Origin of the sequence: Nonomuraea soli (assembly GCF_013761175.1) — a bacterium.
GTDB classification, from domain to species: Bacteria; Actinomycetota; Actinomycetes; order Streptosporangiales; family Streptosporangiaceae; genus Nonomuraea; species Nonomuraea soli.
Window position 1 is genome coordinate 546,680 of sequence record NZ_JACDUR010000006.1, and the last position, 23,869, is coordinate 570,548.

Sequence of the window (23,869 nt, forward strand, 5' to 3'; positions counted from 1 at the left end):
GTTAAGCGATATTAACCAGCGCCGCCAACGCCATCCCGCGCAGCAGCCCTCGCATGGCCTCGGGCTCCAGCTCGCCCGCGCTGTGCGGCGTCGAGTTGAGCAGCCCGAACAGCGCGTGCGTCGCCGCGCGCAGCCGGGGCGGCGGGCATCCGGGGTGCAGCTCCGCGAGGACGGTCACCCACTCCTCGACGTAGAGCCTCTGCAGGCGCCTGATCTGCCGCCGCGCCGGCTCGGGCACGTTGTCGAGCTCCCTGTCGTGCACGGTGATCAGCGCCGGCTGCTCGAGCGCGAAGGTGATCTGGGTGTCGAGCAGCCTGTCGAGGGCGTCCTGCGGCCCGGAGGCGGCGGTGACGACGGTGACCGCGGCTTCGCGCAGGCCGGAGCTGATGGCCAGCAGCATCTCGGCCAGTAGCGCCTCCTTGCCGGGGAAATGCCGGTAGATCGCCGGGCCCGAGACGCCGACGGCGCCGCCGATGTCCTCGAGTGAGGCTCCGTGGAAGCCGCGTGCCGCGAACAGCTCCGCGGCGGCGTGCAGGATCTCCATCCGCCGATTGCGGGTAGGGGTGCTCACGCGGGTGGTGTCCGGCTGCTCGCGCATGTCTCACATAGTAGACGCCTGAGTTAATGATGACTAACATCTCGACCATGAGTGACTGGCCCGTCCTGAAAGCCGGCGGGGGTTCGGACAGCTACGCCGAGGTCAACGAGCGCCTGGCGCGGGAGCTGCGCGAGAAGCTGACCGCCGCGGCGCTCGGCGGTCCCGAGCGTTCCCGCCAGCGGCACGTGGAGCGCGGCAAGCTGCTGCCCCGCGACCGTGTCGACAGCCTCCTCGACCCCGGCTCGCCCTTCCTGGAGCTCTCGCCGCTCGCGGCCACCGGCCTGTACGACGACCAGGCGCCCGCCGCGGGCATCATCACCGGCGTCGGCCGCGTGTCGGGCAGGGAGTGCGTGATCGTCGCCAACGACGCGACGGTCAAGGGCGGCACGTACTACCCGATGACGGTCAAGAAGCACCTGCGCGCGCAGGAGGTGGCGCTGCACAACCGCCTGCCGTGCGTCTACCTCGTCGACTCGGGCGGGGCGTTCCTCCCCAAGCAGGACGAGGTCTTCCCCGACCGCGAGCACTTCGGCCGCATCTTCTACAACCAGGCCACCATGTCCGCGCGCGGTATCCCGCAGATCGCGGCGGTCCTGGGCTCCTGTACGGCCGGCGGCGCCTACGTGCCGGCGATGAGCGACGAGGCGGTGATCGTGCGCGGCCAGGGCACGATCTTCCTCGGCGGCCCGCCCCTGGTGAAGGCGGCCACCGGCGAGGAGGTCACCGCGGAGGAGCTCGGCGGCGGCGACCTGCACTCGCGCGTCAGCGGGGTGACCGACCACCTGGCCGAGGACGACGCCCACGCGCTGGCCATCGTGCGCGACATCGTCTCCACCCTCGCGCCGCGCCCGGACAGCCCGTGGGCGCGTGCCGTACCGGAAGAACCCCTGCACGATCCGCGCGACCTGTACGGCATCGTGCCGCCCGACACGCGCACCCCGTACGACGTGCGGCAGGTCATCGCGCACGTCGTCGACGGCTCACGCTTCCTGGAGTTCAAGGCGGAGTACGGCACGACACTGGTGACCGGCTTCGCCCACATCCACGGGCACCCGGTCGGGATCATCGCCAACAACGGCATCCTGTTCAGCGAGTCCGCGCTCAAGGGCGCCCACTTCATCGAGCTGTGCGACCGCCGCCAGATCCCGCTGGTCTTCCTGCAGAACATCTCCGGCTTCATGGTCGGCAAGGCCTACGAGGCGGGCGGCATCGCCAAGCACGGCGCGAAGATGGTCACCGCGGTCTCGTGCGCCAGGGTCCCCAAGTTCACCGTCGTGATCGGCGGCTCGTTCGGCGCGGGCAACTACGCCATGGCCGGGCGCGCGTATTCTCCGCGTTTCCTGTGGATGTGGCCCAACGCCCGCATCTCGGTCATGGGCGGTGAGCAGGCGGCCAACGTGCTCACCACGGTCGGCAACGCCGACGCCGACGAGATCCGGGCGCAGTACGAACACCAGGGCAATCCGTACTACTCCACCGCCCGGCTCTGGGACGACGGCGTGATCGACCCGGTCGACACGCGCAAGGTCCTGGGCCTGGCGCTCTCGGCGGCCGCCAACGCGCCGCTCGACCCCATCGGCTACGGCGTCTTCCGGATGTGATGATCGTGTTCCACACTGTTCTGGTCGCCAACCGGGGCGAGATCGCCATCCGCGTGATGGAGACCCTCGACGGGCTCGGCATCGCCGCCGTCGCCGTGTACACCGCGGGTGACCTCGCGCACGTCGCGGGGGCCGACCGCGCCTACCAGATACCGAAATATCTGGACATGGAGGCGATCCTGGCCGCCGCCCGCGACTCCGGCGCGCAGGCCATCCACCCCGGTTACGGCTTCCTCGCCGAGAACGCCGAGTTCGCCAGGCGCTGCGCCGGCGAGGGCATCGTCTTCATCGGCCCGCCCCCCGCCGCCATCGAGGCGATGGGCGACAAGATCCGCGCCAAGGCCACGGTCGCCGCCGCGGGCGTCCCCGTCGTGCCGGGAGCCGCCGAACCCGGCGACGACCTGCTCACGTGGGCGGAGTTCCCCGCGCTCATCAAGCCGTCCGCCGGTGGCGGCGGCAAGGGCATGGTCGTGGTGCGCTCGGCCGGCGAGCTGCCCGCCGCCCTGGAGTCCGCCCGCCGTACGGCACAGGCGGCCTTCGGCGACGGCACGCTGCTGATCGAGCGCTACATCGACAGCCCGCGGCACATCGAGATCCAGGTCATGGCCGACGCCCACGGCAACGTGGTGCATCTGGGCGAGCGCGAGTGCAGCCTGCAGCGCCGCCACCAGAAGATCATCGAAGAGGCTCCCTCGCCCTTCGTCACCCCCGAGATGCGCGAGGAGATGGGCAGGGCCGCCGTCGAGGCCGCCCGATCGGTCGGCTACGTGGGCGCGGGCACCATCGAGTTCATCGTCGACGGGCGCACCGGCTCCTTCCACTTCATGGAGATGAACACCCGCCTGCAGGTCGAGCACCCCGTCACCGAGGAGGTCACCCGCCTGGACCTGGTCAAGCTCCAGCTCCTGGCGGCGGCGGGCGAGCCGCTCGGCCTCACCCAGGACTCCGTGCGGCTGAACGGGCACTCCGTCGAGGCCCGGGTGTACGCCGAGGATCCCGCGCGCGGATTCCTTCCCACCGGAGGCCGGGTCCTGCTGCTGCGCGAGCCCCGCGACGCCCGGGTCGACTCGGGCATCGAGGAGGGCGTCGTGGTGGGCAGCAGCTTCGACCCGATGCTCTCGAAGGTGATCGTGCGGGACGAGACCCGTGAGGGCGCCCTCCAGGCGCTCGACAGGGCGCTGGCCGAGACGACGATCCTCGGGCTGACGACGAACATCCCCTTCCTGCGCGCCCTGACCACGCACCCGCAGGTGCGGGCGGGCGAGCTCGACACAGGACTGGTCGAGCGCCTGCTGCCGACACTGACCCCGTCCGAGGGCGCCGAGGAGGCGCTTGTCGCGGCCGCTCTGTACTTCCAGGCGGAGGCGATCGGCGACGGGGATCCCTGGGCGTCGGGCGACGGCTGGCGGCTGGGCGAGGCGGCCTGGACGACCTGGCGGCTGGAGTCGCGTCAGGGAGTGCATCGAGTCCTGGTGCGCGGCGGTGTCGTGACGGTCGACGGCGGCGCCGAGCTGACCGCGTCCGCGCGCCGTACCGGAACCGAGCTCGTGCTCACCGTCGACGGGCGCGCCACGCGCTTCGAGACCGCCCGCGACGGCGACAGCCTGTGGCTGGGCAGGAAGGGCGCGGTCTGGCAGGTCAGACGCCACCGCATCGGCGACCCGGGCGACCGGCCGGGCGCGGGCAAGGCCGCCGACGGGGTGGTCCGCAGCCCCATGCCCGGCACGGTGCTGCTGGTGAAGGCACAGCCGGGCGACGAGGTCGACGCCGGCCAGGCGCTCGTGATCGTGGAGGCGATGAAGATGGAGCACACGGTGACCGCCCCGCACGCGGGAACGGTCAAGGACGTCCCGGTCAGGGCGGGCCAGTCCGTCGACATGGACGCCGTCCTGGTGGTGGTCGAGCCGTGAGGCTGCCGGAGCGCGTGACGGTCTACGAGGTGGGCCCGAGGGACGGCCTGCAGAACGAGAAGGCGATCGTCCCGGTCGAGGTCAAGGCCGAGTTCATCGAACGTCTGGAGGACGCGGGTCACCGGGTGATCGAGGCGACGAGCTTCGTGCACCCGGCATGGGTGCCGCAGCTCGCCGACGCCGAGCAGCTTCTCGCGGCGATCAGCAGGAAGCCGGGCATCCGTTACCCGGTACTCGTCCCCAACGACCGCGGGCTCGACCGCGCGCTGGCCAACGGGGTCGACGAGATAGCGATCTTCGCCAGCGCCACCGAGACGTTCGCGAACAAGAACCTCAACCGCACCCTGGACAGCCAGTTCGAGATGTTCGAGCCGGTCGTCGCCAGGGCGCTGGAGCACGACGTCAAGGTCAGGGCCTACGTCTCCATGGTCTTCGGCGACCCCTGGGAGGGCCGCACCCCGGCCGAGCAGGTGGTGCGCGTCGGCACGAGGCTGCTCGACCTGGGCTGCCACGAGCTGTCGCTCGGCGACACGATCGGCGTGGGCACGCCAGGACAGGCCGCCGACCTGATCGGCGCCTTCCCCGACCCGGCCCGGCTGGCCGTGCACTTCCACGACACCTACGGCCAGGCGCTGGCCAACACCCTGGCAGCGCTCCAGGCGGGTGTCACCGTGATCGACGCCTCGACCGGAGGCATCGGAGGCTGCCCGTACGCCGAGTCGGCCACGGGCAACCTCGCCACCGAGGACCTGGTCTGGATGCTCCACGGCTTGGGCATCGAGACCGGCCTCGACCTGGACAAGCTGGTCGCCACAAGCGTCTGGCTGGCCGAGCGGCTGGGCCGACCGAGCCCGTCGCGCGTCGTGCAAGCTCTCGCAGACAAGGACACCCCCGATGCTGAACGATGAGTACGAGGAGCTGCGCAAGACCGTCGAGGCCTTCGCCCGCGAGGTGGTGGCGCCGGTGATCGGCGACTACTACGAGCGCGAGGAGTTCCCCTACGACATCGTGCGCCAGATGGCCGCCATGGGACTGTTCGGCCTGCCCATCCCCGAGGGGCACGGCGGCATGGGCGGCGACTACTTCGCCCTGTGCCTGACCCTGGAGGAGCTCGCGCGGGTCGACTCGAGCGTGTCGATCACGCTGGAGGCCGCCGTCTCCCTGGGCGCCATGCCGATCTACCGCTTCGGTACGGCCGAGCAGAAGGCCCACTGGCTGCCCAGGCTCGCCGCCGGGGAGATGCTGGGCGCCTTCGGCCTGACCGAGCCGGGCGGCGGCACGGACGTGCCGGGCGGCATGCGCACCACGGCCGTGCTCGACGGCGACGAGTGGGTGATCAACGGCACGAAGGCGTTCATCACCAACTCCGGCACCGACATCACCGGCGTGGTCGGCGTGGCGGCGCTGACCGGCGAGCGGGAGATCTCCACCATCCTGGTGCCGAGCGGCACGCCGGGCTTCACCGTGTCGAAGAAGTACTCCAAGGTCGGGTGGAACGCCTCCGACACCCGCGAGCTGTCCTTCGCGGACGTGCGGGTGCCGAGGGAGAACCTCCTGGGCGAGCGCGGGCGCGGCTACGCGCAGTTCCTGCAGACCCTCGACGAGGGCCGCGTGGCGATCGCGGCGCTGAGCGTCGGCCTGGCGCAGGGCTGCGTCGACGAGTGCCTGAAGTACGTGCGCGAGCGCCGCGCCTTCGGCCACCCGATCGGCCACTACCAGGCGATGCAGTTCAAGATCGCCGACATGGAGGTCAGGGCGCACACCGCCCGCCTGGCCTACTACCACGCCGCCGAGCGCCTGCTGAAGGGCATGCCGTTCAAGAAGGAGGCGGCCATCGCCAAGCTGGTGGCCTCCAACGCCGCGATGGACAACGCGCGTGACGCCACGCAGATCTTCGGCGGCTACGGCTTCATGAACGAGTTCCCCGTGGGGCGTTTCTACCGCGACGCGAAGATCCTGGAGATCGGGGAGGGGACGAGCGAGGTGCAGCGCATGCTCATCGCCCGCCAGCTGGGGCTCGGTGACCTCTGAAACACCCGTTAAGGTCGTCTCCATGACCACCGAGACCCTGCACATCAGGAGGGCCGTCAAGGGCGACGCCGACGAGATCTTCGCTCTGGCGCGCGAGTTCGGGCTCACCTTCCGTCCCGAACGGGAGGCGTTCGACGTCGCGCTGCCCCAGCTGCTCGACAATCCCGACGCGCTCCTGCTGGCGGCCGTGGTCGACGGCAGGGTGCACGGATATTTGCTCGGGTTCGTGCACCTGACGTTGTTCGCCAACGGCCCGGTGGCCTGGGTGGAGGAGGCCATGGTGCAGTCGGGCGCGCGACGCCAGGGCATCGGGCGGTCGTTGCTGGTGGGATTCGAGGAGTGGGCACGCTCGCGTGAGGCCGGCTACGTGGCGATGGCGACCCGTCGCGCCCCCGAGTTCTACCGGGCGCTCGGATACGAGGATTCCGCGACCTTCTACCGGAAAGTGCTGCGGTAGGACATGTCCGCCATGTGAACGGTGCGCAAGGCTGTCGGTGGGCGATGGCATGCTGTGAGGCGTGAGCGTGCATACGGTGAGCCCCCGCTTCGTGGGGCGCGTGAAAGAGCTGGCCGCCCTGGAGCGGGCGCTCGCTGACGCACGCGCGGGGGCGGCCGCCACGGTCCTGGTGGGCGGTGAGGCGGGAGTCGGCAAGACCCGGCTGATCAAGGAGTTCACCCGGCGGGCCGCGCCCGCGCGCGTCCTGGTCGGCGGCTGTCTCGAGCTCGGCACGGAAGGCCTGCCGTACGCCCCCTTCACCGCCGTCGTGCGCAGCCTGGTCAGAGAGCTGGGCCGCGACGCGGTGGCGGCGCTGGTGCCCGGCGGCGACACCGGAGGGCTGGCCCGGCTGCTGCCCGAGTTCGGCGAGCCAGACTCCGGCGGCGCGGAGGCCAGGGCCCGGTTGTTCGAGCAGGTCCTGGGGGTTCTCGAGCGGCTGGCCGACCGCGAGCCCGTCGTCCTGATCATCGAGGACGCCCACTGGGCCGACCGCTCCACCCGCGACCTGCTGTCGTTCCTGGTGCGCTACCAGCGCTCCGACGTGCCGCTGCTGATCGTGGTGACCTACCGCTCCGACGAGCTGCACCGCACCCACCCCCTGCGGCCCCTGCTGGCCGAGCTGGGCAGGGTCGCCTGGGTGCGCCGCGTCGAGCTGCACCGCCTCAGCCGCCGCGAGGTGGTCGAGCAGGCCACCGGCATCCTGGAGCGCAGGCCGTCGGCGGCCGACCTGGAGCTGATCTACACCCGGAGCGAGGGCAACCCGCTGTTCGTCGAAGCGCTGATCAGCGAGGCCGGCGAAGGGGAGGCGATCCCCGAATCCCTGCGCGACCTGCTCCTGGCCTCCGTGCAACGGCTGCCGGAGGAGACCCAGGAGCTGCTGCGCGTCGCCTGCGCCGGCGGCGCGCGCATCGAGCACGACCTGTTCTCCGCGGTCGCCGGGCTCGACGACACCACCTTCTCCGGCGCGCTGCGCCCGGCGGTGGCGGGCAACGTCCTCGTCGTCGACGGCGAGGAGTACGCTTTCCGCCACGCCCTCATCCGCGAGGCGCTCCACGAGGACCTGCTGCCCGGCGAGCGCTCGCGCCTGCACACCCGCTTCGCCGAGGCGCTGGAGGCCGACCTGACGATCCTGCCCGCCCCGCGCGGCGCGATCGAGCTCGCCCACCACTGGCACGCCGCCCACAACAGCACCTGGGCGCTGATCAGCGCCTGGCGCGCGGCGGCCGTCGCCCGCACCGCGGTCGCCTACGACGAGCAGCTCGGCATGCTCTCCCGCGTCCTGGAGCTGTGGGACCAGGTGCCCGACGCCGCCGAGCGCATCGGCGCCGACCAGATCGACGTGCTCCAGCAGGCCGTCATCGTGGCGCGCATCGTCGGCGAGAACGACCGGGGCATCGCCTTCGCCACCGAGGCGCTCTCCCTCGACCCCGACCCCGAGCGGGCCGCCCGGCTGCTGATGTATCGCGGCATGCTGCGCTACAGCCATGGCAGGAACGGCGCCACGGAAGACATGCGCCGCGCGGCCGCCCTGGTGCCGCCCGACGGCTCGTTGTCGCTGCGCGCCCAGGTCCACCACAACCTGGCCTCGGCGCTCAACAGCCGCGACGTCTGGCAGGAGAAGGTCGCCGTCGCCCGCGAGGCCCTGGAGCTGGCCAGGAAGGCCGGAGACAAGCGCACGGAGGCGCACGCCCTGGCCACCCTCACCTGGTCGACCGCCTTCTACACCGACGTCGAGCGCCACCTCGACGGCTTCCAGCAGGCCAGCGAGCTGGCGGCGGAGGCCGGAGCGTTCTACGCCATGATGCGCAGCGCCATCTCCGAGTCCGACGTGCTGGAGGGCGCCGGACGCCACGAGCAGGCGGCCAAGGTCGCGCGCCGCAACATGTCGGCCGCCGAGGCCCACGGCCTGGCCCGCGCCACCGGCACCTTCCTGGCGATGAACCTGGCCGAGCCCCTCGTCTCCCTGGGCCGCTGGGACGAAGCACTCGAAGTGATCGAGCACGCCCTCGACCTCATGCCGCCCGCGCTCACCCGCTCCAGCCTGCAGGGCTGGATCGGCGACATCGCCCTGGCCCGCGGCGACATCACGCAGGCCGAGGCGCAGGTGAAGGCCTCGACGCGGGCGCTGTCCAACGGCAGCTTCCGCGACCAGATCGTGCTTCCGCACGCGCGCAGGGAGGTGGCGCTGCTCACCGCCCAGGGGCGCGCCGACCTGGCCAGGACTCGTGCCGCGTGGGCGCTGCGCGAACTGGCGCCCGAAGACAGCCCGCGCTACGCCTGGCCGCTGCTGGTGGCCGTCGCCCGGATCGGCGGCGACCTGCCGCCGGAGGCGCGGGAGGTGGCCCGGCGCATGCCGGTCGACGGCGACCTGCAGGAGGCGCTCCGGCTCACCTTCGTGGCGATCACGGGGGAGCGGGGGGCCGGCTCCGGGGTCGGCTCGGGGGTGTGGGGCGTCGTGCCCGACGGCCCGGCGGGCGGCGCGTCGGAGGCTCCCCGGAACCCCGAGGGTGCGGGCCTGTTCCGCTGGCGCGTCCTGGGCGACGAGCCATCGGCCTTCGAGCCGACGGCACGCGGCACGAGAGGCCTCCCCGGTACGGCAGGCGGGTCCGGTACGGCTGGCCTTCCTGGTACGGCAAGCGGCTCTGGCGCGGCTGGCTTTCCTGGCGCGACAGGCGGCTCTGGTACGGCGGGCGGATCTGGCACGGGCGGTGCCGGTGCCCTCGGCATTCCCGGCGCCACCGGCTCGGCCGGTGGTCCTGGCGCTCCCGGCGTCGCGGGCGAAGCAGATGGTTCCCCGATCGGCCTGGCCGACTGGGATGCCGCCGCGGAGGCCTGGAAGGCGCTCGGCCAGCCGTACGGTGAGGCGCGCTGCCGGGTGGGCGGCGCGCACGTGGCGGTCGGCGAGGGAGCCCGTCAGGAGGCCACCGAGCGCCTGAGCCGCGCCCGCGAGCTGGCCGAGCGCCTGGGAGCCGCCCCGCTGCTCGCGGAGATCGACACCCTGGCCAGAAGGGCCAGGCTGGCGGTCGGCGGCCAGGAGCAGGCCATGGCGTCCGCCCACGACCCCCGGGCGGGCCTGACCGCGCGCGAGCTTGAGGTGCTGCAGCTCCTGACGACGGGCCGTAGCAACCGCGAGATCGGCGCCGAGCTGTTCATCTCGGTGAAGACGGTCAGCGTGCACGTCTCGAACATCCTGGCCAAGCTGGGCGCCGCCTCCCGCGGCGAGGCGGCGGCGACGGCCCACCGCCTGGGCCTGTTCGACGAGAGCGACGCCCGCTGAGGGGTCAGCCGGTGAGCTGGGCTTCCAGGCGGTAGCCGTCGACGGTGACGTACACCTGGTCGCCGGGGCGGGCGTTGAGCTTCATCAGCACCGGCTGCAGCGAGTCGAACACCGGCTGCCGGTCGCCCGGCCACACGAGCACGACCGCGTTGTTGCCCGGTCCCGTCACCGACAGCAGGGTGCCGGGGCGCATGCCGAGCTGGGCCGCGTAGCCCTCGGGCACGGTCACGGGCCCGCCGCGCAGGTGCTCGGTGGTGACGTCGATGCGCTGCCAGCGGCGCGGGTCGGAGGCCGGGCTGGGCGGCGGGGTGCTGGGCCCGCCCGACATGCCGGGCAGTCCCGCGAGCGCGCTCGACATGCCGCCGAACCCGCCGAGACCGCCGCCGTTCGAGGCCCCGCTGGGGACACCGTTGGGGGCACCGCTGGGCACGCCGTTGGGTGCGCCGTTCGCCTGGCCGTAGCCGTTGGAGCCGTTCCCGTTGGGGCCGTAGCCGTTGGCGCCGGGCCTGCGCTCGGGCAGGCCGTTGGCGGGCAGGCCGTTCTCGCCCGAGCCGTTGCGCCCGCCGCCGCCGGACAGGGCCGACAGTGCGGCCAGCGCGGCCGTGGGGTCGATCGCGGGCGCCTGCGGGATGGGCTGGCCGCCGCGGTGGTGGTGGCCGTTGGCTCCGGGGGTACGGCGGGGCAGGGAGCCGAGGGCCTCGGCGGAGGGGGCGTGGGCGAAGCCGGAGTCGGCCGAGCTCTCGGGCGGCAGCGCCTCGAGCCAGGCCTTGGCGGAGTGGAGCCGGACGCCGAGTTCGCCGAGGAGCTCGGCGTAGTCGGCGTCGCGCGGCGCGGAGGCGAGCAGCTGGCGGGTGCGCTGCTGCAGGCCGCGCAGGTTGCCCACGACGAGCCAGCCGTCCTGCAGGCGCCGGTCGGGCATGAGGGTGACCAGGACACGCCAGAGCGGGGTGCGCAGCGAGGGCACCATCACCGGGTGTTCGGGGTCGGCGCCGACGAGCTGTTCTTCCGTGGCGGCGGCGCCGAGCCATTCGGTCAGGCGGAACATGTGGCCGGTGACGGGCGCGGACTCCGAGGAGCGCAGCCAGAGCAGCACGCGCTCCTCGGCGGTGCGCTGGGCGATGGAGAGGGCGTCACGGTCGACGAGCAGCCGGTGGGCGAGCTCGCGCAGGCTCACGGGGTCCTCGGCGAAGAGGCGGTGGACCGCGACCGCCAGCTCCAGGCGGTCGAACGACTGGAAGAGGCCGTCGACGACGCGGGTCATGATGTGCTCGGGGCCAAGGACGACGGGCTCATCATCAGCAGGCTGGGCAGCGGGCTGCGGCGTCGCCTGCGGGGCGGGCGCGGCGGCCACGGGGGATCCGGCGGAACCGGTCGACGCGACAGCCCCGGCGGGCGAGGACCCCTCGGCGGCCGGAGAGGCCGCCGGCACCCGGTTGAGCACCTCGCGGAACAGCGCGCCGATGACCTGCTCGGATCCGGCCAGGTCGGCGGCGCTGAGGCGTTTGAGCCGGTTCCAGCCGCCGAGTCCGGTGACGGCTGTGCGCACCGGCTCGGGCCATCCGGTCAGCGCCGGGTCCACGTGGTGGACCTGCAGCGCGGGGAGGACGTCAGCGAGCGGCAGGTGGTCCCAGCGCGAGGCGGCCAGCCTGGCCAGCCGCTCGCAGATCCAGTCCATGCCGGTCGCGCCCAGGGCGCGGGACAACGCCAGCGAGCTCCACCAGCCGGCGGGCAGTCGTGGGTCGGTGAGGGCCTCGGCCACCTGTTGCGGGCGGCTCCAGCGCAGGGCCGGAACCAGATCGCTCAGGCAGATCGATGACTCGACGTCCATTGCGGACCGTACCCTCCCCAGTGGTGCACGTGTGGCTAGTGGTGCAACTTATGACGCAAGCTATCAATCGGTGTGAATAGGGTAAAGGTGCTTGGTGGTCAAACCGTACCGTGGCCGGCCACCTACCAGTGCCACGCACTCGGCTCCCGCGGCCACTCCCGACTCGACCGCCCGCTGGTCGCCGGCGCCTTTGAGGCGCGCGGTGAGGTATCCGGCGGCGAACGCGTCACCCGCGCCCGTGGAATCCACGACTTCGCGAGCCATACCCGTGGCTCGCGCCACTACACGCCCGGCCGACGCCACCAGTGCGCCGCGGGCGCCGATCTTCACCACCGCCGTGCCGTACCTCTCGCTGAGCGCCAGGGCCGCGTGCTCGGGGTCGTCGGAACCGGTCAGGAGCCGCGCCTCGTCCTGATTGGGGATGATCAGGCTCGCGGGCGAACTCTCCGACAGGAACCGCTCGATGCCGAAGCTCTCCAGAGGTCCGGTCGAGGCCGGGTCGACGCTGACGGTGACGCCGCGCTCGACGGCGTCGGCCATCGCGCGCCTGGCCAGCATCAGGCCGGGTTCGGCGAAGAAGGTGTAGGCCGACAGGTGCAGGTGGGCGACCCCGTCGAGGATCTCGGGCGACCAGTCGTCGGGCGACAGGCGCCCGCCCGCGCCGCGGTTGGTGAGCATGGAACGTTCGCCGGTCAGGTCGACCATCGAGATGACCACGGCGGTGGGGTGGTCGGCGTCGACGGTGACCAGCGGGTGCACGCCCGTCTTGACCAGCTCGGAGATGTGCCACCCGCTGCTGTCGTAGCCGGCCCGTGCCAGCAGCCGCACGTCGGCGCCGAAGTGGGCGGCCCACGCGGCCGTGTTGGCCCCCGACCCGCCCGGACGCAGCGAGATGTCGGCGTCGGTGTCGGTGCCGGAGGCGACCGGCCCGCTGTGCAGGGCGACGACATCGGTGACGATGTCGCCGACCACCAGCAGACCGGCGCTCATCGCCGCGCCCCCGCGCCGCAGGACGGGCGGCTCACGACGTGGCCCAGGCGACGGCGATCCGCGCGGCCAGGGCGGTGTTGCCGCGGACGGCGGCCAGGTTGGCCTCCAGGGACGCGCCGCCGGTGCCGTTGACGAGGTAGCCGAGCAGGAACGGCGTGATGGCCTGTCCCTTGACGCCGTCGCGGTCGGCGGCGGCCAGCGCCTCGGCCAGGACCCGGTCGTGCAGGGCGGGGTCGAGCTGCTGGTCGACGGGGACGGGGTTGGCGACCACCAGCGCGGTCTCGGGGCCGCCGAGCGCGTCCTGGCCGCGCATGATCGCGGCGATCTCCTCGGGCGTCTCCACCCGCCAGTCGATCGGCAGGCCGGAGGAGTTCAGGTAGAAACCGGGGAAGGTGTCGGTGCGGTATCCGGCCACGGTGACCTCGCGGGTCTCCAGGCGCTGCAGGGTGGCGGGCACGTCGAGGATCGACTTGACGCCGGCGCAGACGATGGTGAGCCGGGTGCTGGCCAGCGTGTCGAGGTCGGCCGACTCGTCCTGGTCGACGGTCCAGCCGCGGTGCACGCCGCCCAGGCCGCCGGTGGCGAAGACGCGCACGCCCGCGCGGGCGGCCAGGAAACTCGTCGCGCTGACCGTGGTGGCGCCGCTGGCCTTGAGTGCGGCGGCGACCGGCAGGTCGCGCTGGCCGAGCTTGCGCAGCCCGTCCTCCATCGCGATGCGCTCCAGCTCGGTCTCGGTGAGGCCGACCTTGGCGACGCCGTCGAGGACCGCGATCGTGGCCGGCACGGCTCCCGCGGCGCGTACGACGCCCTCCAGCTCCCGGGCGACTTCGAGGTTGCGCGGCCGGGGCAGGCCGTGCGAGATGATCGTGGACTCCAGGGCCACGACCGGCTCGCCAGCGGCCAGTGCGGCGGCAACCTCGTCAGACGGCTGGAGAATGCTGTGGTGCGTCACGTATGTCTCGTTTCTCGCTAGCTGGTCTCGCACTTCGAGAACGAGCATTTTGACATGATTTGTTCCCTGTTTGTCTACGTGGCCAGGGTCACCCCGACCAGGGATATCGCCATGATGAGCGCCGTGGAGATGGCGCCCAGCAGGAGCAGCGGCCGTCCGCCGGTGGCCAGGCGGCGCAGGTCGATGCCCGCGCCCAGGCCGAACAACGACGCCGCCAGCAGCAGCGCGGTGACCTGCGGGGCCGATTCGACCACCGGGGCGGGCGCCCAGCCGAGGCTGCGCAGCGCCACCATCGCCAGGAAGCCCCCCACGAACAAGGGCATGACCGGCGGCGCCTGGCGCGTGCCCATCGGTCCCTCCTGGCCCTGCCGCCGGCCCGCGGCGAGCCGGAACGAAGTGATCGCGACCATGGGCGCCAGCAGCACCACCCGCGCGAGCTTGACCGTCACCGCGATCGTCAGCACGGAGGCCCCCGAGGCCGCCCCGATCGCCGCCACCTGCGCCACCTCGTGGACCGACGCCCCCGTCCACACCCCGAGCTGCTGCGGCGACAGCCCCAGCCAGCCCGCCAGCAGCGGCACGACCACGATCGCCGCGCTGCCGTACAGGACCACCACGCTGAGCGCCCCCGCCGCCTCGTCGTCATCGGTGTCGGTCGCCGACCGCATGGCCGCGACGGCCGCCGCCCCGCAGATCGACACGCCGGTCCCGACGAGCAGGCCGGTGCCGGGCGACAGGCCCAGGCGGCGGGCGATCAGCGGGGTGAGCACGAACGTCGTCCCGGTCGCCGCCGCGACGATGCCCAGCGTGCCCGCCCCCAGCCCGAGCACCTCCGGCACCGCGATCTGCAGCCCGAGCAGCACGATCGCCACCCGCAGGACCCGCTTGGCCACGAACTGCAGCCCCGGGCGCACCGCGTCGGGCAGCCATCCCAGGTTGGACAGCGTCGCCCCCGCGGTCACCGCGATCACCGCGGGGCTGAGCGCGGGCACCAGCCGGCTGAGCACCGTCGCCAGCATCACCGCCGCGCAGGCTGCCACGAGTCCGGGCAGGTGGAGGCGGGTACGGCTGAGCGCGATGGAGGCCATGACCCGAGTCTCGGGCCGAAAGTGACCGGCCAGTAGCCATGTACTGCCTGGCAGGTCATAGCCTTTGGCTATGAGTGAATGGCCAGATCTCGACTCGCTGAAGCTCCTGGTCGACGTGGGCGAGCTCGGCAGCCTGGGCCAGGCGGCGCGGGCCGCGGGCATCGCCCAGCCGTCGGCGAGCAAGCGCCTGGCCCGGCTGGAACGGCGGCTCGGCCTGCCGCTGCTGGAGCGCACCCCGCGTGGCTCCACGCTGACCGCCGAGGGGCGCATGGTCGCGGGCTGGGCCTCCTCGGTGCTGGCGGCGGCGCGCGAGCTCATGCGGGGCGCGGCCGCCGTACGGCACGGCGAGGCGGCCCACCTGAGGGTGGCGGCCAGCATGACGGTCGCGGAGTACCTCGTGCCCCGGTGGCTGGCCGAGTTCCAGGAGCGGGAACCCGACGTGCAGGTCGGGCTCGACGTGGCCAACTCGGCCGAGGTGATCGCCCGGGTGCTCGCGGGGGAGGTCGAGCTGGGCTTCGTGGAGGGTCCGAGCGTGCCCGAGGGACTGACCAGCCGGGTCGTGGGCACCGACCGGCTCGCGGTGGTCGTGGCGCCGGGGCACGCGTGGACGCGCCGCCGTACGGCACTGCGCGGCGTCGAGCTGGCGGCCACGCCGCTGGTCGTGCGGGAGCGGGGATCGGGCACGAGGGACACCCTGGACCGGGCGTTCAACGGCTTCCACCAGGCCAGCCCCCGGCTGGAGCTGGGCTCCAACTCGGCGGTCAAGGGCGCAGCCCAGGCGGGGGCGGCGCCCGCAGTGCTCAGCACCTACGCGGTGGAGGCGGAGCTGGCGACCGGGCGGCTGGTGGAGGTGCCCCTGACGGGGGTGAGCCTGGTGCGCGCCCTGCGGGCCGTGTGGCGGCGCGGCCGCGCCCTCACCGGCCCGGCGGCGACCCTCCTCACCATCGCCTCCCGCCCCTGACCGGCTGTCCCTCCTCGCACATCGCGGGACGTTCGGGGTATTTTTCCGTAATGTCATATGACGCCGTCATCGCCGGAGCCGGTCACAACGGTCTCGTCGCCGCCGCCTACCTGGCCGGCGCCGGCCGCCGGGTGCTCGTGCTGGAGCGCCAGGACCACGTCGGCGGCCTGGCCATCTCGGCCCAGGCCTTCCCCGGCGTCGACGCCAGCCTCTCGCGCTACTCCTACCTGGTCAGCCTCCTCCCCACGAAGATCGTCGACGACCTGGGCCTGGACATCACCCTGCGCCGCCGCCGCTACGCCTCCTACACCCCGGTCGGCGACACCGGCCTCCTCGTCGACAACGACGACGAGGAGCGCACCGCCGCCTCCTTCCGTGAGGTCACCGGCGGCGAACACGATCACCGCGCCTGGCGCGAGTTCTACGCCATGACCGCCCAGGTCGCCGAGAAGGTCGCGCCGACCCTGCTGGAGCCCCTGCCCGGCCGTGAGGAGCTGCGCGCGCTGGTGGGGGAGCAGGCCTGGCGCGAGCTGTTCGAGCGGCCCATCGGCGAGGTCGTCGCCGAACGTTTCTCCGACGACACGGTCCGCGGCGTCGTGCTCACCGACGCGCTCATCGGCACCTTCGCCGACCCCGACACCGACCTGCTGGCCAACCGCTGCTTCCTCTACCACGTGATCGGCAACGGCACCGGCGAGTGGAACGTGCCGGTGGGCGGCATGGGAGCCGTCTCCGGAGCCCTGGAGCGGGCCGCCAGGCGGGCGGGCGCCGAGATCAGGACCGGCGCCGAGATCGTCGCCATCGACCCCTCGGGTGAGGTCACCTTCCGCGACGAGGCGGGCGAGCACGCGGTCACCGGACGGCACGTGCTGGTGAACCTGCCGCCCGCCGTACTGGACCGGCTCAGCGGCCGCGAGCCGCAGCGGCCGGAAGGCGCCCAGCTCAAGGTCAACATGGTCCTGTCGAGGCTGCCCAGGCTGAAGGACCCGAGCGTCGACCCCCGCGCGGCCTTCAGCGGGACCTTCCACATCAACGAGGGACGCGACCAGCTGGCCAAGGCGTACGGCGAGGCGGCGCGGGGGCTGATCCCCGAGCTGCCGCCCGCGGAGGTGTACTGCCACTCGCTGACCGACCGCTCCATCCTCGGCGTCGAGGGCGAGACGATGACGCTCTTCGGCCTGCACATGCCCGCCAGGCTCTTCAGGAACGATCCCGTCAAGGCCAGGCGGGCCGCGCTGGAGGCGACGCTGCGCTCGGTCGACTCGGTGCTGGCGGAACCGATCGAGGACTGCCTGCTGCGGGGCCCCGAGGGCCTGTGCGTGGAGGCGAAGACCCCGGTCGACCTGGAGAACGAGGCGGGCCTGCCCGGCGGGCACATCTTCCACCGCGACCTGGCCTGGCCGTACGGCGCCGGATGGGGCGTGGAGACCGAGCACGAGCGCATCCTGCTGTGCGGCGCCGGAGCGCCGCGCGGAGGCGGCGTGAGCGGCATCCCGGGACACAACGCCGCCATGAAGCTTCTCAGAGGCTAGGTTCATAGCCTTCTCATGTTGTGCGCCTAACGTGTGATGTCATGAGCGCACGTTTGCTGGTGGTGGACGACGAGCCCGCACTCCGCGAGGCCCTGCAGTCCAGCCTGGAGTTCGAGGGGTACCAGGTCGCGACCGCGAGCGACGGCCAGGCGGCGCTCGACGAGCTGGGCCGGCAGAGCTACGACGCGGTGCTGCTCGACGTGATGATGCCGCGCCTCGACGGGCTCACCGCCTGCCGCAGGCTGCGGGCGGGCGGCAACCACGTGCCGGTCCTCATGCTCACCGCGCGCGACGCGGTCGGCGACCGCGTCTCCGGCCTCGACGCGGGCGCCGACGACTACCTGGTCAAGCCGTTCGAGCTCGACGAGCTGCTGGCCAGGGTACGGGCGCTGCTGCGGCGCAGCGCGCTCGGCTCGGGCCCGGGCGCCGACACCGACGCGCTCACCTTCGACAACCTGCGCATGGACCCGGTCACCCGCGAGGTCACCCGCGCCGACCAGGTGCTCGACCTGACGCGCACCGAGTACCTGCTGCTGGAGCTGTTCCTCATGCACCCGCGGCAGGTGCTCACCCGCGAGCAGATCCTCGGGCACGTGTGGGGCTTCGACTTCGAGCCCACCTCCAACTCGCTCGACGTCTACGTCATGTACCTGCGGCGCAAGACCGAGATCGACGGCCAGCCGCGCCTCATCCACACCGTGCGAGGCGTCGGGTACGCCCTGAAGGCGCCCCGGTGAAACGCCGCAGTCTGCGCTCGCGGCTGACGCTCCTGGTGGCGGCCGCGGTAGCCCTGGCCATCGCCGCGTGCGCGGCGGCGGCCTGGCTGCTGGTGCGACGCGAGCTCAACGAGCAGCTGGACCGCCAGCTCGACAACTTCATGCCGCGCAAGTACGAGATCAACGCCGTCGGCGAGCACTGCCAGGCCGACCCGGTGCCCTACACCGGCGGCGAGAAGCCCGGCCCGCACTCGGTCCCCGTCGTCTGGGAGCTCGTCCTCGACAACGGCACCCGCTGCGTGGCCGGGGGGCAGGCCATCAAGGCGGACCCCGCCGACGTCGCCGTGGCCAAGCAGCCGCTGGGCACGCAGGGACCCTACCGCGACGGCAGGACCGACAACGGCATGCCGCTCAAGGTGATGGCCACCAGCATCGGCAAGAGCGAGCAGGGTGTGGGCGCGGCGGTGGTCGTGGGCATGCCGACCGGCGAGATCTACGGCACCCTGCGCCAGCTCGCCCTGATCCTGGGCCTGGTGGCCCTGGTCGGGGTGGGCGGCGCCACCACGGTGGGCCTGCTCATCTCCCGTACGGCCCTGCGCCCGGTCGGCCGCCTCACGGAAGCGGTCGAGCACATCGCCGAGACGCAGGACCTCGACACCACCATCCCGGTCCAGGGCGACGACGAGATCGCCCGTTTGAGCCGTTCCTTCAACGCCATGACCGCCGCCCTGGCCGGCTCGCGCGACCGTCAGCACCAGCTGGTCGCCGACGCGGGCCACGAGCTGCGCACCCCGCTGACCACCCTGCGCACCAACATCGACCTGCTGCTGCGCAGCGAGCAGACCGGCAGGGCGCTGGATCCGGGCGCCAAGGAACGCCTGCTCGTCAACGTCAAGGCGCAGTTCGCCGAGCTGTCCACCCTCGTCGGCGACCTGCTGATGCTCTCGCGCGGAGAGACCGACCACGAGCCGCACGTCAAGCTGGCCTTCCACCACGTGGTGGAGGCGGCCATCGAGCGGGCCAGGCTGCGCGGCGCCGAGATCGAGGCCGACCTGCGGCCCTGGCAGGTCGTGGGTAACGCGGCGTCGCTGGAGCGCGCGGTGGTCAACCTGCTCGACAACGCCGCCAAGTTCAGTCCCGGTGGCCGCGTCGAGGTGGCCCTGCGCGACGGGGTGCTGACGGTTCGCGACCACGGTCCCGGCATCCCCGAGGACGACCTGCCGCACGTCTTCGAGCGGTTCTGGCGCTCGCCCGCGGCTCGCGGGCTGCCCGGTTCCGGCCTCGGCCTGGCCATAGTGGCCCAGGCGGTGGAGGAGGCCGGAGGGCAGGTGAGCCTCGGAAACGCCGACGGCGGCGGGGCCATCGCGACGATCAAGTTGCCAGGGTCCTAAACAGCGGTCAGGATCGGGCAAAATGGCGCACAGAGCCCGCCCGAATGTGGTTGAACTCTGTTCGGCCGCTGTTCACGACCGGGGAGCACCGTTGGATCCCACGCAGACCGTCACCACGACGCGGCTGGTCGAGGTGGTCGTCCCGGTCTACAACGAGGAGCGGGCGCTGCCCGGCAGCATCCGGCGGCTGCACGCCTACCTGTCCGGCCGCTTCCCGTACGGCTTCCGCATCACGATCGCCGACAACGCCAGCACCGACGGCACCTGGGAGCTGGCCACGCGGCTGTCGCGGGAGCTGGCGCACGTGCACGCCGTCCACCTCGACGAGAAGGGCCGCGGGCGGGCCCTGCGCCGCGTCTGGACGGCCAGCGACGCCGACGTCGTCAGCTACATGGACGTCGACCTGTCGACCGATCTCGACGCCTTCCTGCCGCTCGTGGCGCCCCTGCTGTCGGGCCACAGCGACCTGGCGATCGGCACCCGGCTGGCCAGGAGCTCGCGGGTGGTGCGCGGCCCCAAGCGCGAGTTCATCTCCCGCTCCTACAACCTGCTGCTGCACCTGCTCGGCGCGGGCTTCTCCGACGCCCAGTGCGGTTTCAAGGCGGTGCGCACCGAGGTCGCCAAGGCGCTGCTGCCCGCGGTCGAGGACGAGGAGTGGTTCTTCGACACCGAGCTGCTCCTGCTGGCCGAGCGCAACGGCCTGCGCATCCACGAGGTGCCGGTCGACTGGGTCGACGACCCCGACAGCCGGGTCGACATCGTCAGGACCGCCCGCGACGACCTGCGCGGCCTGCTGCGAGTGATCCGCAGGACCTTCTCCGACGCGACCGGCCTGCCCATCCCGGCCTCCGTACGGCAGGCGCAACTGCCCGAGGGCATGGCCTACCAGCTGCCCCGCTTCGCCCTCGTGGGCATCTGCAGCGCGCTGACCTACTCCCTGCTCTACTGGGTGTTGCGCGGCGCGATGACGCCGTTCGCGGCCAACGCCCTGTGCCTGGTGATCACGGCGATCGGCAACACCGCCGCCAACCGGCGCTTCACCTTCCGCGTGACCGGTTCCGCGGGCGCCCTGCGCCACCAGCTGGAGGGCGCCATCGCCTTCCTCGTGGGCCTGACGCTCAGCACGGTCAGCCTGGCGCTCATCCCCGCGGGCACCCCGCTGGCGGTCGAGCTGGCCGCGGTGGTGGGGGCGAACGCGACCGCGACGGCGGTCCGATTCCTGTTGCTTCGGGTATGGGTTTTCAACCCCAAGCGCAACCGCCGCCCGAAAGCTTGATGAGGTTCGTCCGAGATAGTCTTTGCCCGTGCGAAACAGCCGGGCCGATCAGGCCGACAACCGCCGGGCAGAGCTTCTGGAGGCCACCCGTCGCATCGTCCTCGAACGGGGACTGGCCAACACCCGTGTGGCCGACATCGCCAAAGCCGTCAACGTGAGCGGTGGGCTGATCCACTACCATTTCGCCACCAAGGACGAGCTGATCACCGCCATGCTGCGGGCGACGCTCGACATCGAGAACGCCGCCCTCGACGAGGTGGTCAACGCCCCCACCGCCGCGGTCGCGCGGCTCGACCGGGTGCTCCACTACTACATCCCCGAGTCCCGCTCCGACCAGAGCTGGCTGCTCTGGCTCGACGTGTGGAACACCGCCCTGCGCGAGCCCGCCGTGCGGGAGATCGCCTCGCAGGTGGAGCAGACCTGGTTGTACGCCCTGGAACGTGTCATTCGTGACGGGGTGGCGGCGGAGGAGTTCGTCTGCCCCGATCCCGCGGGCGCGGCCGAGCGGATCGACGCGATGCTCGACGGCCTGGTGATCCGCTACACGTTGCATCCGAACGTGTTGTCGCAGGAGCGGCTGCTGGAGCACGCGCGCATGGCGGCGGCGCGTGAGGTCGGTGTCGACCCCGAGGCGCTGAGTCAGGCGGGCAGCGCGGCGAGCAGGTAGGCCAGGCGGGCGGCGGCGGACTCGACGTCGCCCGTGTCGCCCAGGCGGTATCCCCACGAGGTGATGAAGTTGCCTTCGGGCGAGCAGGTCACCGTCTCGGCGAGCGTCGTCGAGAAGCGGTTGCGCACCGACACGTAGGCGGGTTCGCTCGCCAGGGCGAGGCTCTGGATCCGCAGGTCGGCGTGCCGGCTAGCGTGCCACGCGAACCGCTCGAGGCAGATCGTGGTGTCCAGCATCGTGCTTCACCTCCGCAACATCTCGCGGTTCAGAGAATTGCACGATCTTGCTGGGTAGGGCAAGCAATTGCGGGGCGTTAATTTGTGGATTGTTTGGCGTAGTCGTGATTCACGCGCATGATGACAGAACGAGCTTCTTCTCCGTAGACGGCGGCCTTGTGGTACTCCTCGAAGACCTTGGCGTAGAAGTCCAGGTCGGCGCGCTCGGTGGAGCTGATCTCCTTGGAGCGGGTCGGCACCATGATCATGCGCTCGTCGAAGATCCAGAACCCGGTCAGCGGCACCGACGGAAGCTGGTTCTCGAACGGGATGATGCCGAGCTCCATGGTCGGCAGCGTGCTGACGGCCAGCAGCCGGTCCATCTGGGCCTGCATCACGTCGGCGGGGGCGAGCTTGGTGCGCAGCGCCGCCTCCGGCATGACGAAGCGGAACGACCGCGAGCGGTCGTAGAGGATCTCCTGCCGTTGCATGCGCACCTTCACCGCGGCGTCGATCTCGCCGGTGGCGCCGAACTCCCGCTTGACGCTCATGAAGATGTGGCGCGCGTATTCGGCGGCCTGGAGCAGGCCGATGATCACGCCGGGCTCGAAGACGCGGAAGACCTGGGTCCTGGCCTCGCGTTCGCGCACGTCCTCCTGGGTCGCGGCCATGCCGCCGGTGGACCAGTGGCGCCAGTCGGCCCGTTTGGACTCGACCTCACCCGCCTGGCGGCGCAGTTCGGTCAGCGTCTCGGGCGCGGCGCCCACGGCGCCGGTCCAGGCGAGCACGTCGACCTCGGTCGCGCTCTGACGGCCGTTCTCCAGCCTGGAGATCTTCGAGGGTTGCCAGCCGAGCCTCTCGGCGAGCTCCTTGCCGGACATTCCGGCAGCCTCGCGCAATTGCCGCAACTGGGCGCCCAGCTCGAGCCGGGCCTGCTGGAAGGAGCTCACGAGCCAAGAGGCTAAACCCCCTGGCGACGATCATGCCAGGGGTGTTCGCGTAATCGTGATCCTTACAGCACCCTGCGTGCGATGTCGACGAGGAGTTCGCGGGGGACCTCGACGGCGACCTCGCCCTCCAGCACGTCACGCAGATCCGCCAGTGCCTCGGGATCGGTGACGTGCAACCCTTGCACGACGATCGTCCCGCGGTCGGTCTCATAGAGGGTGGGACAGGCTCCGGCTTCGGACGTGGATCCGAGGAACTTCATACGCATAGGGGACCTCCCCGACAAGTGTCCGCAATTGCTCGCAATTGTAGGGAGAGATGATCAGTTTTGCCATGCCTTCGCCCGGGCGAACAGGTCGAGGGTGGTCTGGTGGAGCAGGTCGCCGATGTCCTTGGGCGCCTTGCCCGCGAAGGCGCGGGCGTGGGTACCCTCCAGGACGATGCCGAGCTTGAAGCAGGCCATCACCACGTACCAGGCGATGTTCGAGTGGTCGCGGTCCGACAGGGAGGTGTAGCAGGCGATCAGCTCCTCCGCCTGCGGCAGGCCGGGGATCTGCAGCTGCGAGGAGGGCCAGGTGGCCACCAGCCAGCCCAGGTCGAGCAGGGGGTCGCCGATGGTGCACATCTCCCAGTCGACGATCGCCGCCACCCTCGGGCCGTCGTGGGCGAACATCAGGTTCGCCAGGTGGTAGTCGCCGTGCATGATCCCCGGAGTGAAGCTCCTGGGCCGGTTGGCCTCCAGCCATCGGGCCGTCTCGTGCAGGTGCGGGATGTCGGGGCCCGGATAGCCGTCGAGCCTGCCGTACGACTCCAGCTCGCTCATCCAGCGCGGCACCTGCCGTTCGAGGAATCCCTCCGGCCTGCCGAAACCGGGCAGCCGCTCGGGGTCGACCCGGCCCAGGCTCGCCAGTGCCGACGTGGCCTCCAGGCCCATGCGATAACGGATGGCCGGATCGTCGCGGTGGCGCTCAGGCAGGCCGGTGGAGGCGTTGAAGCCGTCGACCGGCTCCATGAGGTAGAAGACCGGTTCGGTGGCGGTCTGCGCCGCGACCAGCCTGGGCGCGGGCACTCCGGTGCCCTCCAGAGCGGCCAGGATCCGCGTCTCGCGGCGCAGCACCTCGTTGCTCTTGGCCCGCACGTGCAGCGGCGGGCGCCGCAGGATGTACGGCACGCCGGCCCGCTCGAAGCGCACCATCACGTTCTGGGTGCCGCCGAGCACGGGCTCGGCCTTCTCGATGGGGCCCCTGGGCAGGCCCTGCCCGTCCATCCAGGTGGCCAGGGCGGAGAGGTCGATCGCCTCGACGTCGATGTGCTGCGCGGTCATGGCCTGCTCTCGCGTTCCAGAACGATGTTCTGTTCGGGACAGAATCTAGGGCGACGCCAGGCCTGCGG

Annotated in this window: 21 protein-coding genes; 12 read left to right on the plus strand and 9 right to left on the minus strand. The window is 71.9% G+C overall.

The genetic code is table 11. The features are described 5' to 3' along the window. Nucleotide 1 precedes the first annotated feature (1 nt). Nucleotides 2-598 carry a TetR/AcrR family transcriptional regulator gene (locus tag HNR30_RS30655; RefSeq protein ID WP_181613525.1) on the minus strand — a complete coding sequence of 199 codons (597 nt, stop codon included), beginning with the start codon at nucleotides 596-598 and terminating at the stop codon, nucleotides 2-4. Between the two features lie 47 nt (nucleotides 599-645). Between HNR30_RS30655 and HNR30_RS30660 the strand changes: the two genes are divergently transcribed. The 6 genes from HNR30_RS30660 to HNR30_RS30685 all read left to right on the plus strand — a co-directional run bounded on the left by HNR30_RS30660 (nucleotide 646) and on the right by HNR30_RS30685 (nucleotide 9,913). Next, nucleotides 646-2,199: a carboxyl transferase domain-containing protein gene (locus tag HNR30_RS30660; RefSeq protein WP_181613526.1), complete on the plus strand. Its 1,554-nt coding sequence runs from the start codon at nucleotides 646-648 to the stop codon at nucleotides 2,197-2,199. Then, complete coding sequence (locus tag HNR30_RS30665; RefSeq protein WP_220134158.1) at nucleotides 2,199-4,109, plus strand: acetyl/propionyl/methylcrotonyl-CoA carboxylase subunit alpha; 1,911 nt, start codon at nucleotides 2,199-2,201, stop codon at nucleotides 4,107-4,109. Before HNR30_RS30660 ends, HNR30_RS30665 begins: the two co-directional genes overlap by 1 nt. Next, nucleotides 4,106-5,017 carry a hydroxymethylglutaryl-CoA lyase gene (locus HNR30_RS30670; protein ID WP_181613528.1) on the plus strand — a complete coding sequence of 304 codons (912 nt, stop codon included), beginning with the start codon at nucleotides 4,106-4,108 and terminating at the stop codon, nucleotides 5,015-5,017. Before HNR30_RS30665 ends, HNR30_RS30670 begins: the two co-directional genes overlap by 4 nt. Then, nucleotides 5,004-6,140, plus strand: a complete 1,137-nt coding sequence (locus tag HNR30_RS30675) for an acyl-CoA dehydrogenase family protein (RefSeq protein ID WP_181613529.1) — start codon at nucleotides 5,004-5,006, stop codon at nucleotides 6,138-6,140. Before HNR30_RS30670 ends, HNR30_RS30675 begins: the two co-directional genes overlap by 14 nt. 22 nt (nucleotides 6,141-6,162) lie before the next feature. Then, complete coding sequence (locus tag HNR30_RS30680) at nucleotides 6,163-6,597, plus strand: GNAT family N-acetyltransferase (protein ID WP_181613530.1); 435 nt, start codon at nucleotides 6,163-6,165, stop codon at nucleotides 6,595-6,597. Nucleotides 6,598-6,658: 61 nt separating this feature from the next. Further along, nucleotides 6,659-9,913 carry a helix-turn-helix transcriptional regulator gene (locus HNR30_RS30685; protein ID WP_312894747.1) on the plus strand — a complete coding sequence of 1,085 codons (3,255 nt, stop codon included), beginning with the start codon at nucleotides 6,659-6,661 and terminating at the stop codon, nucleotides 9,911-9,913. Between the two features lie 4 nt (nucleotides 9,914-9,917). Here the strand turns inward: HNR30_RS30685 and HNR30_RS30690 are convergent, their stop codons facing one another. The 4 genes from HNR30_RS30690 to HNR30_RS30705 form a co-directional block, all read right to left on the minus strand. Continuing rightward, complete coding sequence (locus HNR30_RS30690; protein WP_181613531.1) at nucleotides 9,918-11,741, minus strand: hypothetical protein; 1,824 nt, start codon at nucleotides 11,739-11,741, stop codon at nucleotides 9,918-9,920. Between the two features lie 63 nt (nucleotides 11,742-11,804). After that, on the minus strand, nucleotides 11,805-12,731 hold the full coding sequence (locus HNR30_RS30695) for a carbohydrate kinase family protein (protein ID WP_181613532.1): 927 nt from the start codon (nucleotides 12,729-12,731) through the stop codon (nucleotides 11,805-11,807). 31 nt (nucleotides 12,732-12,762) lie between these two features. Then, nucleotides 12,763-13,683, minus strand: a complete 921-nt coding sequence (locus HNR30_RS30700) for a pseudouridine-5'-phosphate glycosidase (protein WP_312894748.1) — start codon at nucleotides 13,681-13,683, stop codon at nucleotides 12,763-12,765. A gap of 74 nt (nucleotides 13,684-13,757) precedes the next feature. Next, the gene (locus HNR30_RS30705) at nucleotides 13,758-14,771 is read right to left on the minus strand and encodes a YeiH family protein (RefSeq protein ID WP_181613534.1); all 1,014 of its coding nucleotides are present in this window, start codon (nucleotides 14,769-14,771) and stop codon (nucleotides 13,758-13,760) included. Between the two features lie 70 nt (nucleotides 14,772-14,841). Between HNR30_RS30705 and HNR30_RS30710 the strand changes: the two genes are divergently transcribed. The 6 genes from HNR30_RS30710 to HNR30_RS30735 all read left to right on the plus strand — a co-directional run bounded on the left by HNR30_RS30710 (nucleotide 14,842) and on the right by HNR30_RS30735 (nucleotide 21,314). Next, the gene (locus HNR30_RS30710) at nucleotides 14,842-15,732 is read left to right on the plus strand and encodes a LysR family transcriptional regulator (protein WP_181613535.1); all 891 of its coding nucleotides are present in this window, start codon (nucleotides 14,842-14,844) and stop codon (nucleotides 15,730-15,732) included. A gap of 50 nt (nucleotides 15,733-15,782) precedes the next feature. Further along, the gene (locus tag HNR30_RS30715) at nucleotides 15,783-17,264 is read left to right on the plus strand and encodes a phytoene desaturase family protein (protein ID WP_181613536.1); all 1,482 of its coding nucleotides are present in this window, start codon (nucleotides 15,783-15,785) and stop codon (nucleotides 17,262-17,264) included. Nucleotides 17,265-17,305: 41 nt separating this feature from the next. Beyond that, nucleotides 17,306-18,001: a response regulator transcription factor gene (locus HNR30_RS30720; RefSeq protein ID WP_181613537.1), complete on the plus strand. Its 696-nt coding sequence runs from the start codon at nucleotides 17,306-17,308 to the stop codon at nucleotides 17,999-18,001. Beyond that, entirely contained in the window at nucleotides 17,998-19,371 is a 1,374-nt protein-coding gene (locus tag HNR30_RS30725; protein ID WP_312894749.1) for a sensor histidine kinase, read from the plus strand. The genes HNR30_RS30720 and HNR30_RS30725 overlap by 4 nt, the downstream gene beginning before the upstream one ends. Before the next feature lie 91 nt (nucleotides 19,372-19,462). Next, on the plus strand, nucleotides 19,463-20,647 hold the full coding sequence (locus HNR30_RS30730; RefSeq protein WP_246379602.1) for a bifunctional glycosyltransferase family 2/GtrA family protein: 1,185 nt from the start codon (nucleotides 19,463-19,465) through the stop codon (nucleotides 20,645-20,647). Between the two features lie 28 nt (nucleotides 20,648-20,675). Further along, the gene (locus HNR30_RS30735; RefSeq protein WP_181613539.1) at nucleotides 20,676-21,314 is read left to right on the plus strand and encodes a TetR/AcrR family transcriptional regulator; all 639 of its coding nucleotides are present in this window, start codon (nucleotides 20,676-20,678) and stop codon (nucleotides 21,312-21,314) included. On the opposite strand, the gene HNR30_RS30740 is transcribed toward HNR30_RS30735, so the two are convergent. From HNR30_RS30740 to HNR30_RS30755, 4 genes are all read right to left on the minus strand, one after another. After that, nucleotides 21,287-21,550, minus strand: a complete 264-nt coding sequence (locus HNR30_RS30740) for a hypothetical protein (RefSeq protein ID WP_181613540.1) — start codon at nucleotides 21,548-21,550, stop codon at nucleotides 21,287-21,289. The genes HNR30_RS30735 and HNR30_RS30740 overlap by 28 nt on opposite strands. A 77-nt stretch (nucleotides 21,551-21,627) precedes the next feature. Next, nucleotides 21,628-22,479 carry a helix-turn-helix domain-containing protein gene (locus tag HNR30_RS30745; RefSeq protein ID WP_181613541.1) on the minus strand — a complete coding sequence of 284 codons (852 nt, stop codon included), beginning with the start codon at nucleotides 22,477-22,479 and terminating at the stop codon, nucleotides 21,628-21,630. A 62-nt stretch (nucleotides 22,480-22,541) separates the two neighbouring features. After that, on the minus strand, nucleotides 22,542-22,745 hold the full coding sequence (locus HNR30_RS30750) for a hypothetical protein (RefSeq protein WP_181613542.1): 204 nt from the start codon (nucleotides 22,743-22,745) through the stop codon (nucleotides 22,542-22,544). Nucleotides 22,746-22,799: 54 nt separating this feature from the next. Beyond that, entirely contained in the window at nucleotides 22,800-23,801 is a 1,002-nt protein-coding gene (locus tag HNR30_RS30755) for a phosphotransferase family protein (RefSeq protein ID WP_181613543.1), read from the minus strand. Between the last annotated feature and the right edge of the window lie 68 nt (nucleotides 23,802-23,869).